The following is a 12,701-nucleotide window of genomic DNA, read 5'->3' on the forward strand; positions in this document are numbered from 1 at the left end:
TGTCCGCGGCACCGGGGTCAGCGGTTGCGACGTTGGTAGCGCGTGCGCCGCAGCATCTTGCGGTGCTTCTTCTTGCGCATCCGCTTGCGGCGCTTTTTGACCAGCGATCCCATCGAGTGCCGAACGCTACCGCCTCAGAGGGTCCCTGCGACGAGTCAAATCCATGACGGCGGCATCGAAGCCGGTCGCTACCCTCGATCCACGGACAACCGCCTGCGGCGACAGGCGCAATCGGGGATCGTTCAATTGGCAGGACATCGGGTTTTGGTCCCGGCAATGGAGGTTCGAGTCCTCCTCCCCGAACTCAGCAATCCGCATGTCGAAGCAGCACGATGAGCCCAGACTCGATGAAGCCGGGCGTGACGACGCCACCGTGCGCGGCCATCGTGCTGGCGGCTGGGGCCGGCACCCGCATGGACTCGGACCTGCCCAAGCCGCTTCACCCCGTCGGGGGGCGGGCCATGGTGCTGCGGGTGCTCGACGCCCTCGCAGGAGTCGATGCAGCATCGGTGGTTGTGGTGGTGGGTCACGGTGCGGACCGCGTCCGCGACGAGGTGCTCGCGGGGGCACCCCAGCCGAAACGACTGACCTTCGCCGACCAGCCCCGTCAGCTCGGCACCGGCGACGCTGCCCGGGTCGGGCTCGACGCGCTCGGCGAGGCAGCGGGGGCGAGCGATGTGCTGGTGCTGGCAGGCGACACGCCGCTGCTGCGGTCCGAGAGCCTCATCGAGCTTGTTGCCGTCCGGCGCCGTGACGGCTCGGCGGCGAGCCTGCTGACGGCTCGCCTCGACGATCCGACCGGCTACGGGCGCGTCGTGCGCAGCGATGACGGCATCGCCATCGTCGAGCAGCGCGACGCCTCGCAGGCAGAGGCGCAGATCAACGAGATCAACGCAGGCGTGTACTGCTTCGACCTCGCCCAGCTCCGCCGCGTGCTGCCGCAGGTTCGCCGCGCCAATGCAGCAGGGGAGTACTACCTCACCGACGCCATCGGTCTGCTGGGTCGCAGCGGCCAGGACATCTCTGTGGTTGCCCTGAACGATCCCGCCGAAGCCATGGGCGTGAACGATGCGGCTCAGCTCGCCGCATGCGAGGAAGCACTGGCGGAACGACAGCTTCGCTGAGGCCTGCAGGGCTGCGGCGCAGCGGGAAACTCCGGGGTTCCGCTCGCGCGGTCGGGTAGCCTCAAAAACGTCGCCGGACTGCTGAACATGCCGCCACAACCCATTGCCGAGCGTTCCGCCCAGCCTTCAGGTGCTGCTGCTACGAGCGCGTCTGCGTCGAGCACGGCGCCCAGGGGACTGCTGCGAAAGGAACACGCAATGGAGCTGGTCACCAAGAAGCGCCTGCACCTGTTCAGCGGGCGGGCGAATCCGGAGTTGGCCACCGAGATTGCAGAGCAGTTGGGCGTGGAGCTTGGCGACCCCGGGCTCATCGACTTCGCCAACGGCGAGATCAAGTGCAAGTTCGCCGAGTCGATCCGCGGCGGCGACGTGTTCATCATCCAGAGCCATGCCGCCTGCGAGGCCATGAGCCCCAACGACGCGATCATGGAGCAGCTCATCATGGTCGACGCCGCCCGCCGCGCTTCGGCCAAGCGCATCACCGCTGTGGCACCCCTGTACGGGTACGCCCGCCAGGATCGCAAGGCAGCTGGCCGCGAGCCGATCACCGCACGCCTGCTGGCCGACCTGTTCACCGTCGCCGGGGCTGAGCGTCTCGTGTCGATCGACCTGCACAGCGGCCAGATCCAGGGATTCTTCGACGGTCCGGTGGATCATCTGACAGCCGCGCCGGTGCTCATCGACTACCTGTCCGGCGTCATGGGGCCCGACTCGGTGATCGTGTCGCCTGACACCGGCCGTGTGAAGGTGGCCGAGCGCTACGCAACCCGGCTGGGCTGTGACGTCGCGTCGATCTACAAGCGCCGTGCCACCGACAACGCCAATGAGTCGGAGGCGCTCGGCATCATGGGCGAGGTGGCGGGCCGCACCTGCGTGATCATCGACGACATGATCGACACCGCGGGCACCATCTGCTCGGCCACCGAGACGCTGGTCGCCAACGGTGCCGCCGACGTGATGTGCGCCAGCACACACGGCCTGTTCTCCGAGCCGGCGGTAGACCGCCTGAAGAACTCTTCGCTGAGCCAGGTCATCGTCACCAACACGGTGCCGATCCCCAGCTCCAAGCAGTTCGACAAGCTGGTGGTGCTCAGCGTCGCCGGCGTGTTCGCCGATGCCCTCGAGTCGGTGTTCGAAGACGCATCGGTGTCGGAGATCTTCGACGGCCAGAACCTGTTCTGAAGCTGTTCTCCCGGGGGCGCCCGCAGTCTGATCTCGTAGGCTGTCTCGTCGCTATCGACTAGGCGCCCAATGCTCGAAAGGGCCAGCATGGAACAGCTGAAGCTCATCGCCGAGACCCGTCAAGCCACCGGCTCGGGTCCATCGCGGCGTCTGCGCGCCGAAGACAAGATCCCGGCAGTGATGTACGGCCACGGCAGCGAACCCGTGTCGATCACGCTGGACCGGCTGCGGTTTCGGGCTGCGCTGAACGCAGCGGGCCCGAACGCGATCATCACGCTCGAGGTGGAGGGCAAGAACCACCTCACCATCGTCAAGGACATGCAACGCGACACGATCGCCAACCGCGTTACGCATGTCGATTTCCTGCTGATCTCGCTCGACGAGCGCCTGGTGGTGGATGTGCCAATCCGGCTGATCGGCGAGGCGGTGCGGGCGGGCCGTGAAGGCGCAGTGGTGCAGCAGCAGCTCATGTCGCTGCACGTCGAATCGCCCGCGGGGGTGATACCCCCGGCCTTCGATGTCGACGTGGAGTCGCTCTCGCTGGACAACCCGATCCGTGTCGGCGATCTCACCTTGCCGGAGGGCATGGAGAGCTTGCTCGACGACGAAACGCTGGTGGCGATCGCACAGCGGACGCGCGCTGCCGTCGCCGCCGAGCAGGTCGACGAGGAAGGCGAGCCGGCCGACGCTGACGCCCTCGACGACGCTGACGAAGCCGACGAGGACTGAACGCCCCGGTGTCCGTGTTCCGCCGGGCGGCCGCGCGGCGGGGAACAGCCGCAGACTGGCTGGTGGTGGGTCTCGGCAATCCTGGCGAGCGCCATGCCGGAAGTCGTCACAACGTGGGCGCCGAGGCCACCGAACGCTGGGCCTCGAAGCTCCGGTGCGACTTCGCGGTGCAGCGGCGCGAGCACGCTCGAGTGGCACAGGCCACGGTGGGCGAGCGTCGCATCACCCTCGCATGCCCGACCACATTCATGAACGAGAGCGGCCGCAGTGTGGGCGTGCTGGTGAAGCGCCACGGCATCGTCGAGCCGTCACGCCTCGTCGTCGTCCATGATGAGCTCGACCTCGAGCCCGGCCAGGTGCGGTTCAAGTCGGGCGGCGGGACCGCCGGTCACAACGGCTTGGCGTCGATCGCCAACCAACTCGGCACCCGGGACTTCGCACGGCTGCGCATCGGCATCGGCAAGCCCCCCCGGCCCGAAGCCGGCAAGAAGTGGGTGCTGCAGCGACCGAGGGGTCACGAAGAGCCAGTGATCGACACAGCCGTGGACCTTGCGGTAGCGGGGCTTGAGGTGCTGGTGCGCGAGGGCATGGAGGCGGCGATGACCGTCACGAATGCCCGCCGGCGGCGACAGGATCCTCAAGCTCAGTGAGCGCGGCAAATCCAGTGAGCGACGCACCGCTGCGGGGGCTGGCCGAGCGTCTCGGCCGCGACCACGGCTTCGTGTCGATGCTGGGTCGGGCGTCCGGCTCGATTGCCGTTGCCGAGGGAGCTCGCCCGTTCGTCGTCGCCGGCTTGGCGACATTGGGATCGCGCATCCCGATCCTTGTCGTCACCGCTACCGCCAACGAAGCCGAGCGCTATGCCGCCGATCTCCGCACTTGGTTGGGGGAGGGACAGGTAGCGCTGTTTGCGGCGTGGGAGACGCTGCCCTTCGAGCGCGTGAGCCCCGCAACCGAGACGATGGGTCGGCGGCTGGCGGTGCTGGAGGCGCTGAAGCCGCGCAGCGGCCCTAGTGGTAGGTCGCCGGTTTGTTCGCGGGGTTGCCACGATTGTTTGTGCAGGTCAGAGGGCCGCGATGCCACGCAGACAAACCCGCGACACACCACTCCCCACGGCCGACGCGCCCGTGCGCATCGATCTGTGGGGTGATGAGGTAGACCGTCTCACCCAGTTCTCGGTCGCCGATCAGCGTTCGGTGGCGGAGCTTGCGCAGACCCAGATCTACCCGGCACGAGAGATGCGGCCCGACGCCGCCATGCGCGAACGGGCCGCAGCGCTGGCCGTCAGCGAACCGTGGTGCAGAGAGCACATGGAGCGTCTCAGCAGGGGCGAGCTCTTCGACGGGATGGAATCGTGGCTGCCGTGGCTCGCCGCAGATGAGATCGTGCTGCCAGACCTGCTGGGACCCGACTCGCTGGTGTTGCTCTGCGAGCCGCGGCGGCTCGCTGACCGTGCCGCCGACATCAAGGCGGAGACCGATGACCTCACCCAGTCGCTGGCAGTGACGTGGGGTTTGCGGAGCCCTGACGGCGCCGATGATGGCAGTGACACTGCTTCTCGCGATGCTCCGGCTCCTTTCCCGCCGTTGCATATTGCATTCGATCGGTTGCTCGCGCACTGCCCGGCGGCGGTGTGGTCGGTGGACTCCACGGCGGCGCCGACGGCGGACGGCCATCCTGGGCCTCACGTCACGACCGAGCCATGGTTGCCCGTTGCGGGTGATCCCGAGCGCTTGGTGGCCCAACTGCGCCGCTTGGTACTGGGCGCGGAGCGCCCAGGTGTGTCAGCCGCGGAGCGCCCCGTCGTTGTCGTGGCCGCCGAAGGAGACGGCTCGGCTGCTCGGCTCGCGGACACGCTGCGTGCCCATGAAGTACCGCTGCGCCTGCATAACGAACCCAGCAGCTTCGACCCGGCGGCCGGCGGTCACGTCGTGGTGGCACCGCTCGAAGGAGGCTTCATCGCGCCCGCAGCCGGAGTGGCGGTGCTGCCGGAGGCGGAGTTCACCGGACGTCGCCGGGTCCACCGCGCAGTCCGGCGGCGGACGGGCGTGGCGCCGACGTTCGAAGATCTGAGCGTCGGCGATTTCGTCGTCCATCACCATCACGGCATCGCACGTTATGCAGGGCTCGTCCGGCGAGCCTTCGGAGACGACGAGCGCGACTACCTCGAGCTGGAGTTCCGGGGGACCGATCGGCTCTACCTGCCCACCGAGCAGATCGACTTCATCCGCCCGTACATCGGGGGGGAGACGCCCCGGCTCAGCCGCATGGGCGGCAGCGATTTCCAGCGCCAGAAGGCCAAGGTGCGAGCGGCCGTGGCCGAGGTCGCCCAGGAGCTGGTGGTGCTGTACCAGCGACGCATCACCACATCGGGCAACGCGTTCGATCCGCACGGCTTGGGCATGGCAGAGCTGGCCGACAGCTTCGTCTACACGCCCACGCCTGATCAGCGCCGCACGATCGACGACGTGCTGGCGGACATGGCAGAGCCAGTGCCTATGGATCGACTGGTGTGCGGCGATGTCGGCTTCGGCAAGACGGAGGTGGCGGTACGGGCCGCGTTCTGCGCGGTGAGCGCCGGGAAGCAGGCGGCGGTGCTGGTGCCGACCACTCTGCTGGCCCAGCAGCACCACCAGACATTCGCCGAGCGATATGCCGACCATCCCGTTCGGGTCGAGGTGCTCAGCCGCTTTCTCACGCCCGTCGAACAGCGGGCAGTGGTCGCCGGGGTCGCGGACGGAACCGTCGATGTGGTGATCGGCACGCACCGGCTGCTGTCCGATGACGTGAAGTTCAAGAACCTGGGTCTGCTGGTGGTCGACGAGGAGCAGCGCTTCGGCGTGAGCCACAAGGAGTCCATCAAGCACCTGCGAGCCGAAGTGGATGTGCTGACGCTGACGGCCACGCCCATCCCGCGCACGCTCGAGATGGCACTCACCGGCATCCGGGACCTGTCGCTGCTGCAGACGCCGCCAGCCGAGCGCCAGCCCATCCTCACCCACGTCGGCGCGTACGACGAGCGCGCCGTCAGCGAGGCCATCCGCCGTGAGCTGCTGCGCGAGGGCCAAGTGTTCTTCGTGCACAACCGGGTTGCCGACATCGGTGTGGTGGCGGCGGGCTTGGCAGAGCTGGTGCCCGAGGCTCGCATCGCCGTGGCGCACGGCCAGATGGATGAAGGCACGCTGGAGCAGATCGTCATCGACTTCTGGGCCGGCGCATACGACGTGCTGGTCTGTACGACCATCATCGAATCGGGCATCGACATGCCGAGCGTCAATACGCTGGTCGTGGATCGAGCGGACCTGCTGGGGCTCGGGCAGCTGCACCAGATCCGCGGGCGTGTGGGCCGGTCTGGCCAGCGTGCGTATGCCTACCTGTTCCACCCGGAGGGCCGTTCGCTGTCCGAAGAGGCCTATGAGCGCCTCCGCACGATCGGCGAGTCCACCGAGTTGGGCTCGGGATACCGGATCGCGATGCGCGACCTCCAGCTGCGCGGCGCGGGCAACCTGCTCAGCGGTGTGCAGTCGGGGCACATCGCAGCCGTGGGCTACGACCTGTACTGCGAGCTGGTCAGCGAGGCGGTCGCCTCTTTGAACGGCGAGACACCTGCCCAGCCTGCGGAGATGGTGATCGACTTGCCCCTTGCGGCACACCTGCCCGACGGTTACGTGGCTGACGCTACGGGCCGACTCGAGGCGTATCGTCGTCTCGGGGCCGTGACCGAACTGGTCGAGGTAGCCGACATAGAAGCCGAATGGATCGACCGCTACGGACCTGTCCCGGATGCTGCGCAGACGCTGCTGCACATCGCGCTGCTGCGCACCGAGTGTCACAGGCTCGGCATGCGAACCGTGGCGTTCGCTCCTGGCCACGACGGCGGCAGGGTGCGTTTCGGTCCGCTCGAGCTCACGGCAAGTGAGGAGCTGCGCATGCGGCGCATCTGTGCCGGCACGCCGTTCAGCGCGGCCCGGTACAAGGCTGACGACCGGGAGGTGCAGCTGTCGGTCCGTGCGCTGAAGCCGGCCACGGTCGGGCACCTGTTCGCCTTCTGCCAGCAGTTGCGGCCCCCACCCGCCTCGGGGTGAAGCCCCGCCGACGCGGCGAGCACCTAGCCTGCCCGCAGTGCGTGCCAGGGGGAGTTCCATGTCTCGACGAGCTGCGCTGCTGGCTCCGCTGGTGCTGGTGGCACTGCTGACGTTCGCATGTGCGGACGATGGCAACGTCGTCACCATCCACACTGGGCTCGATCCTGAGTCCGATGCCGAGCTCATTGCCGAGCTCGACACTGACGGCGACGGCGTCGTGTCACGAGCCGCTGCGGAGGCCGCTGCGGACGAAGCCGAGTTGGAAGCCGAGCTCGATGCCGAGCGCGCTGAACGTGACGCGGCTCGGGCCGCCCAGGAGGCCGCATACCTAGAGCTGCTCGCCGACGATGCTGCTGTGGCGGCGAGCTACCCGGGCGGGCAACTGCTCATCGGCGATGTGAGCGCCAACATCGTGGACTCGCCGATCACGCTCATGGACGACCCCGAGAACCCGACGCACGAGGAATTCGTGTCCCGGCTCACGTCGATGATGCAGCTGCGCCTTGCCGGTATCGCACTGGACGAATTGGGCTTCCCAGTCGACATCGGCCTCCCTGACGCAGAGATCAATGCACAGGTGCAGGCTCACCTTGAGGGCCCCTTCGAGGAGTTCGCTCAGCAGCGCGCCATCGAAGACGATCCCAGCATCGAGCGGCTGGCGACACCTCACTGCGTGAGCGCGTTGGCGGCGACGTCCGAAGCCGACGCCGCGGCGGCCTCCGAGCGCGTGCAGGCCGGCGATGCCTTCGGCGATGTTGCTGCTTCGGTCAACCTGCCCGGCCTGACCGACACTGACGGCACCATCGGCTGCGGCTTACCCTTCGAACTGCGTCTGCCCAGCGAGCTGACGCTGGCGCTGCTCGAGCTGGAGCCTGGCGAGCTGACCGCGCCGCTCCTGCTGCCGTCCACAGCAAGCCCGACCGGCGAGCTCTGGGTGGTGCTGCACTTGGACTCGCTGAACACCGATGCAATCGATCTCTCGTCGATCGGGCCGTTTGCGGGACGTCTGTTGACGGAGGTCATGTCGACCTACGAGGTGAGCGTTGCCCCGGCGCTCGGCACATGGATCGCCGACAACCTGCGGGTGTCGCTGCCGCTCCTGCCGTGAGCTGGGGCTGGCGCGGAGGCTGTCGTGGCCGGTGAGCTCCCCACCGGCAAGCAAGCCGACCTCGGGCAACGACTCGTCTCGCTTCACGAGGTGGTCGCCAGGCTGCGTCGGGAATGCCCGTGGGACCGGGTGCAGACGCACGCAACGCTCGCTCCGTACGCGCTCGATGAGGCCTCGGAACTGGCCGAGGCGTTGCAGGCGGCATCCGAAGCGCTGGCCGGTGACGCGCACGAAGCGGCGACGGCCATCGAGGATCTGGTTTCCGAGCTCGGCGATGTGCTGCTGCAGGTCTTGATGAATGCCGCGATCGGCGAGCAGGCGGGAACGTTCACGCTGGTTGAGGTGCTCGAAACCGTCGAGGCCAAGATGCTGCGCCGCCATCCCCATGTGTTCCAGCGCGATCCGAACGCGCCCGAGCCCAGTGATGACGAGCTCTCGGTGCAGTGGGAGGCGATCAAGGCCGCCGAGCGTGAGGCTCGGGCACAGCGCATCGCTGCGCGGGAAGCGCGCAAGAGCTAGCGCAGCGCCAAGCGCGGAAGAACTGGCCGGCGCACCGGTACCCTCGCATTGCGTGACAGCGCACGCGTCCACGCAGATCACCGGGGTGATCGGCCGCGAAGTCCTCGATTCCCGTGGCAATCCCACCACCGAAGCCGAGGTGCGGACTGCAGGCGGCGCCTTGGGCCGCGCCATTGTGCCCTCAGGTGCCTCGACGGGACAATTCGAGGCCGTCGAGTTGCGGGACGGCGGCGAGCGATATGGCGGCAAGGGGGTCGCCGTCGCCGTAGGGCATGTGAACGGCGAGATCGCAGAAGCGCTGGTAGGTCTCGATGCCGTCGATCAGCGGTCGGTCGACCACACGCTCATCGTGCTCGACGCGACGATGAACAAAGCTCGATTGGGTGCGAACGCCGTGCTGGCCGCTTCCCTGGCCTCAGCACACGCGGCCGCAGCGACGCTGGGGCTGCCGCTCTACCGCCACATCGGCGGTGCCAATGCACATGTGCTGCCCACGCCGATGATGAATGTCATCAACGGCGGTGAGCATGCCGACAACAACGTGGATCTGCAGGAGTTCATGATCGCACCCGTAGGGGCGGCGTCATATTCCGAGGCACTGCGGTGGGGCACCGAGACGTATCACGTGCTGCGCGGCGTCCTGCGCTCGCGCGGGCTGTCGACGGCGGTCGGCGACGAAGGCGGGTTCGCACCCGATCTGGAATCCAACGAGGCAGCCCTGGCGCTGCTGATCGAAGCGATCAGCGAAGCCGGCTTCGAGCCGGGCGTCGACATGGCGCTGGCGCTCGACGTGGCGTCCACCGAGTTCTACGCAGACGGCGTCTACACCCTCGCCGGCGAGGGACGCCAGCTCGACGCCGCCGGCTTTGCCGGCTATCTGGCCGACCTGTGCGAGCGCTACCCGATCTGCTCAGTCGAGGACGGTATGGCCGAGGACGACTGGGACGGCTGGTCGACGCTCGGCGACTTGGTCGGCGAGCGAGTCCAGCTCGTCGGCGATGACCTCTTCGTCACGAATATCGAGCGGCTGGGGCGCGGCATTGCTGCCGGCGTCGCCAACAGCGTGCTGGTGAAGGTCAACCAGATCGGCACGCTTACCGAGACGCTCGACGCTGTCGAGTTGGCAGGGCGGTCCGGCTACACCGCGGTCATGTCGCACCGCTCGGGCGAGACCGAGGACACCACCATTGCCGACTTGGCGGTAGCCACCAACTGCGGACAGATCAAGACCGGCGCGCCGGCACGGTCCGATCGGGTCGCCAAGTACAACCGGCTGCTGCGCATCGAGGAAGAGCTCGGCGAAGATGCCGCGTACCGGGGCGGCAGCTCGCTTGCCCGTGACCCATAGACCCCGTTTCCCAGAGGCACAGCACCCATGAAGCCCCCGAGCCCATGAGTACGGCGCCGGCGGACCTGCCGACGCAAGCTCGCCGTCGGGACGGTCGACCTCGACCTCTGGCGGTGCTCATCAGCTTGGTGATCGTGGTGAGCGCCGTCGGCCTGCTGGCGGTGCTGCTGTTCCCTTGGCAGTCGCTGACGTCTCAGCGGCGCAGCATTGACCACGCCGCCGACACGCTCGAGCGGCTGCAGGCGGAGACATCCCACCTGGCTGTCCAAGTGGCCGAGGCCAAGGATCCGGTGGTGGTGGAGCGGATCGCGCGTGAGCAGCTCTCGCTGGTGCGCGAGGGTGACACCCTGTATCGCCTCAATGTGGATCCTGCCGACGTGATCACGCTGCCGTCGTCGTGGCCGCTGCCGGGCGTGGCCCACCTGCTCGGCGACGGCGAGGGTTGACGCGTCGCTTTCCGCCCATGTTCGCTCCGCTCACGGGCCGCTCAGGCCCCGGGGCTCAGCCTCTGAGCTAGTCGGTCATGATCTGCAGGGCCCGCCCGATGATCGCATCGCGGTGGGTGTCGGCGTCCACGCCGCTCTGCTCGATCGACAGGCGGATAGTGCCCACCGCGGCTGCAGCCCGGATCCGATCGGTGACGTCCGATGAGGACCCGGTGAGCCACGCGAAGAGATCTCTGGCCTGGCCTCGCAACCGCTGACCCACGGCGCTCCGCTGAACATCGAGATCATTGGCAACGAACTGGAATATCGCGATGTCGCGGGCCAGCAGGTCGAAGTAGCGATCGAACACCTCGCGTATGGCGTCCGGCGTTCGCTCGAGTTCGGCCATCCGGGCAATGATCGTCTCGCCGTCGCGCTCCATCGGGGCTAGGACGCTGGCAAGCACATCCTCCTTGCCGGTGAAGTGGTAGTAGAGCGCAGCCGGCGTCAGGCCGAGCCCCAAGGTGAGCTGCCGGATCGACGTGCCGCGGTAGCCCTGCCGGGCGAACAGGTCACGGGCGCGTCGCAGGATCGAGCCGCGCGTGTTCGCTGGCATCGGTTCGCTCGCGCGCGCCGACGTGCCGCCAGTACCTGCCGGGGCTGCATCGCGGACCACATCGTCAACCTACTGCTGTGCCCGCAGACCACTTGGCCCCGTGTCTGCGCGCTCCCGCCGGATGATGCATGATGGTGCGCGCTCGGCCCTGTGGGCCGTGTAGACAGACACCCGGCTTGGGCCAGCGATTGCTCGGCCTCGCGGCCGACGAGAAGAGGGGTCATTGTGGAGATCAGCGTCACTGTGAACGGTGAGACTCGTACCGGCGATGTCGAACCGCGCACGCTGCTCGTGTACTGGCTGCGGGACGACCTGCGGCTGACAGGCACGAACATCGGCTGCGATACGTCCTCGTGCGGCGCCTGCACAGTGCATGTGAACGGCGAATCGGTGAAATCGTGCACGATGCTGGCGGCGCAGGCTGACGGCGAGGACATCCTGACCATCGAGGGCTTGGCGCCGTCCGAAGACGAACTGCATCCGATGCAGGAAGCCTTCCGCCAGAACCACGGCCTGCAGTGCGGCTACTGCACTCCCGGCATGGTCATGGCGGCGGTATCGCTGCTTGAGGAGAATCCCGACCCGTCCGAGCGAGAAGTCCGCTTGGGACTGGAAGGGAACCTGTGCCGCTGCACGGGGTACCACAACATCGTCAAGTCGGTGCTGGCCTGCGCGGCCGGCGAGACAGCGGCCTGAGGGGAGCGCAGCAATGATTCCTGCAGCATTCGACTATGTACGGGCCGGCTCTGCGGAGGAGGCCATAGCGCTGCTCGGCGAGCATGGCGACGAGGCCAAGCTGCTGGCCGGCGGCCATTCGCTGCTGCCGATGATGAAGCTGCGCTTGGCGGTGCCGAGCGTGCTCGTGGACATCGGCCGTGTCAGCGGTCTCAGCTACATCAACGATGGCGGTGATCACATCGCTGTCGGCGCGCTCACCCGCCACCGCGCACTCGAGACCAGCGAGCTGCTGGCGGCGGAGTGCCCGCTGCTCGGCCATGTGGCCGGCGAAGTCGGCGACCCGCAGGTCCGCCACCGCGGCACCATCGGCGGCTCGCTGGCTCACTCGGATCCGGCGTCCGACTTGCCGGCGGCCGTGCTCGCACTGGGCGGCACGCTCGTCGCCCAAGGTCCGAACGGCAGCCGCGAGATCTCTGCCGACGACTTCTTCACGGGCTATTTCGAATCGGCACTCGCAGATGACGAGATGCTGACCGAGATCCGGGTCCCGAAGGCCCCCGGCAGCGGCTGGAACTACCAGAAGTTCAACCGACGGGCTCAGGACTGGGCGATCGTCGGTGCCGCTGCGGTGACCGTCAACGGCGGGACCAACGTGGCGCTGGTGAACATGGGCTCAGTGCCGTTGCGTGCCAGCGCAGTCGAGGCAGCGCTGGCAGGCGGGGCCTCTGCTGCTGATGCTGCCGAGCAGGCCGCCGAGGGCACGGATGCCCCCACGGATCTGAACGCCACGCCGGACTACCGCAACCACCTCGCTCGGGTGCTCACCCGCCGAGCACTCGAAGCAGCCGGCGTCTCCTAGGTCGGCTCTCAGGCGGGAGCCCGTCGGG

The 12,701-nt window shown here is 67.8% G+C and carries 14 protein-coding genes and 1 tRNA gene; 13 read left to right on the top strand and 2 right to left on the bottom strand.

Annotated features, from left to right (window positions below):
- Positions 1-17: 17 nt before the first annotated feature.
- Positions 18-113: a 30S ribosomal protein bS22 gene (locus VI480_RS01865; protein WP_323671112.1), complete on the bottom strand. Its 96-nt coding sequence runs from the start codon at positions 111-113 to the stop codon at positions 18-20.
- 118 nt (positions 114-231) lie between these two features.
- On the opposite strand from VI480_RS01865, the gene VI480_RS01870 reads away from it, so the two are divergent.
- From VI480_RS01870 to VI480_RS01920, 11 genes are all read left to right on the top strand, one after another.
- Positions 232-303, top strand: a tRNA-Gln gene (locus tag VI480_RS01870).
- A 29-nt stretch (positions 304-332) separates the two neighbouring features.
- The gene (locus tag VI480_RS01875; protein ID WP_323671113.1) at positions 333-1,124 is read left to right on the top strand and encodes an NTP transferase domain-containing protein; all 792 of its coding nucleotides are present in this window, start codon (positions 333-335) and stop codon (positions 1,122-1,124) included.
- Positions 1,125-1,322: 198 nt separating this feature from the next.
- Positions 1,323-2,306 (top strand): ribose-phosphate diphosphokinase, encoded by a 984-nt coding sequence (locus tag VI480_RS01880; protein ID WP_323671114.1) that lies wholly within the window; start codon positions 1,323-1,325, stop codon positions 2,304-2,306.
- A gap of 87 nt (positions 2,307-2,393) precedes the next feature.
- Positions 2,394-3,035, top strand: a complete 642-nt coding sequence (locus VI480_RS01885) for a 50S ribosomal protein L25 (protein WP_323671115.1) — start codon at positions 2,394-2,396, stop codon at positions 3,033-3,035.
- Between the two features lie 8 nt (positions 3,036-3,043).
- Entirely contained in the window at positions 3,044-3,685 is a 642-nt protein-coding gene (pth, locus tag VI480_RS01890; protein ID WP_323671116.1) for an aminoacyl-tRNA hydrolase, read from the top strand.
- Positions 3,686-3,699: 14 nt separating this feature from the next.
- A complete protein-coding gene (locus tag VI480_RS01895; RefSeq protein WP_323671117.1) occupies positions 3,700-4,185 on the top strand; it encodes a hypothetical protein in 486 nt (161 codons plus the stop codon).
- Positions 4,163-7,120 (top strand): transcription-repair coupling factor, encoded by a 2,958-nt coding sequence (mfd, locus tag VI480_RS01900; RefSeq protein ID WP_323671118.1) that lies wholly within the window; start codon positions 4,163-4,165, stop codon positions 7,118-7,120. The genes VI480_RS01895 and mfd overlap by 23 nt, the downstream gene beginning before the upstream one ends.
- A gap of 58 nt (positions 7,121-7,178) precedes the next feature.
- Positions 7,179-8,228, top strand: coding sequence for a hypothetical protein (locus VI480_RS01905; protein ID WP_323671119.1), 1,050 nt, complete (start codon positions 7,179-7,181; stop codon positions 8,226-8,228).
- Positions 8,229-8,252: 24 nt separating this feature from the next.
- Positions 8,253-8,747: a MazG nucleotide pyrophosphohydrolase domain-containing protein gene (locus VI480_RS01910; protein WP_323671120.1), complete on the top strand. Its 495-nt coding sequence runs from the start codon at positions 8,253-8,255 to the stop codon at positions 8,745-8,747.
- A 52-nt stretch (positions 8,748-8,799) separates the two neighbouring features.
- Positions 8,800-10,095 carry a phosphopyruvate hydratase gene (gene eno / locus VI480_RS01915; protein ID WP_416246621.1) on the top strand — a complete coding sequence of 432 codons (1,296 nt, stop codon included), beginning with the start codon at positions 8,800-8,802 and terminating at the stop codon, positions 10,093-10,095.
- Between the two features lie 44 nt (positions 10,096-10,139).
- On the top strand, positions 10,140-10,541 hold the full coding sequence (locus tag VI480_RS01920) for a septum formation initiator family protein (protein WP_323671121.1): 402 nt from the start codon (positions 10,140-10,142) through the stop codon (positions 10,539-10,541).
- Between the two features lie 67 nt (positions 10,542-10,608).
- On the opposite strand, the gene VI480_RS01925 is transcribed toward VI480_RS01920, so the two are convergent.
- The gene (locus VI480_RS01925) at positions 10,609-11,136 is read right to left on the bottom strand and encodes a helix-turn-helix domain-containing protein (RefSeq protein WP_323671122.1); all 528 of its coding nucleotides are present in this window, start codon (positions 11,134-11,136) and stop codon (positions 10,609-10,611) included.
- A 225-nt stretch (positions 11,137-11,361) separates the two neighbouring features.
- On the opposite strand from VI480_RS01925, the gene VI480_RS01930 reads away from it, so the two are divergent.
- Together VI480_RS01930 and VI480_RS01935 are read left to right on the top strand one after the other, a co-directional pair.
- The gene (locus tag VI480_RS01930) at positions 11,362-11,832 is read left to right on the top strand and encodes a (2Fe-2S)-binding protein (protein ID WP_323671123.1); all 471 of its coding nucleotides are present in this window, start codon (positions 11,362-11,364) and stop codon (positions 11,830-11,832) included.
- Positions 11,833-11,845: 13 nt separating this feature from the next.
- On the top strand, positions 11,846-12,673 hold the full coding sequence (locus tag VI480_RS01935; RefSeq protein WP_323671124.1) for a xanthine dehydrogenase family protein subunit M: 828 nt from the start codon (positions 11,846-11,848) through the stop codon (positions 12,671-12,673).
- The last annotated feature ends 28 nt before the right edge of the window (positions 12,674-12,701 follow it).

The organism is Candidatus Poriferisodalis multihospitum, assembly GCF_028283155.1.
GTDB lineage: Bacteria > Actinomycetota > Acidimicrobiia > Acidimicrobiales > Poriferisodalaceae > Poriferisodalis > Poriferisodalis multihospitum.

Excerpts from the sequence above, each read along its gene's own strand:
- VI480_RS01875 (WP_323671113.1), top strand. The coding sequence starts at position 333 with ATGAGCCCAGACTCGATGAAGCCGGGCGTGACGACGCCACCGTGCGCG.
- VI480_RS01935 (WP_323671124.1), top strand. The coding sequence starts at position 11,846 with ATGATTCCTGCAGCATTCGACTATGTACGGGCCGGCTCTGCGGAGGAG.
- VI480_RS01905 (WP_323671119.1), top strand. The coding sequence starts at position 7,179 with ATGTCTCGACGAGCTGCGCTGCTGGCTCCGCTGGTGCTGGTGGCACTG.
- VI480_RS01920 (WP_323671121.1), top strand. The coding sequence starts at position 10,140 with ATGAGTACGGCGCCGGCGGACCTGCCGACGCAAGCTCGCCGTCGGGAC.
- VI480_RS01880 (WP_323671114.1), top strand. The coding sequence starts at position 1,323 with ATGGAGCTGGTCACCAAGAAGCGCCTGCACCTGTTCAGCGGGCGGGCG.
- VI480_RS01925 (WP_323671122.1), bottom strand. The coding sequence starts at position 11,136 with ATGCCAGCGAACACGCGCGGCTCGATCCTGCGACGCGCCCGTGACCTG.
- VI480_RS01865 (WP_323671112.1), bottom strand. The coding sequence starts at position 113 with ATGGGATCGCTGGTCAAAAAGCGCCGCAAGCGGATGCGCAAGAAGAAG.
- VI480_RS01885 (WP_323671115.1), top strand. The coding sequence starts at position 2,394 with ATGGAACAGCTGAAGCTCATCGCCGAGACCCGTCAAGCCACCGGCTCG.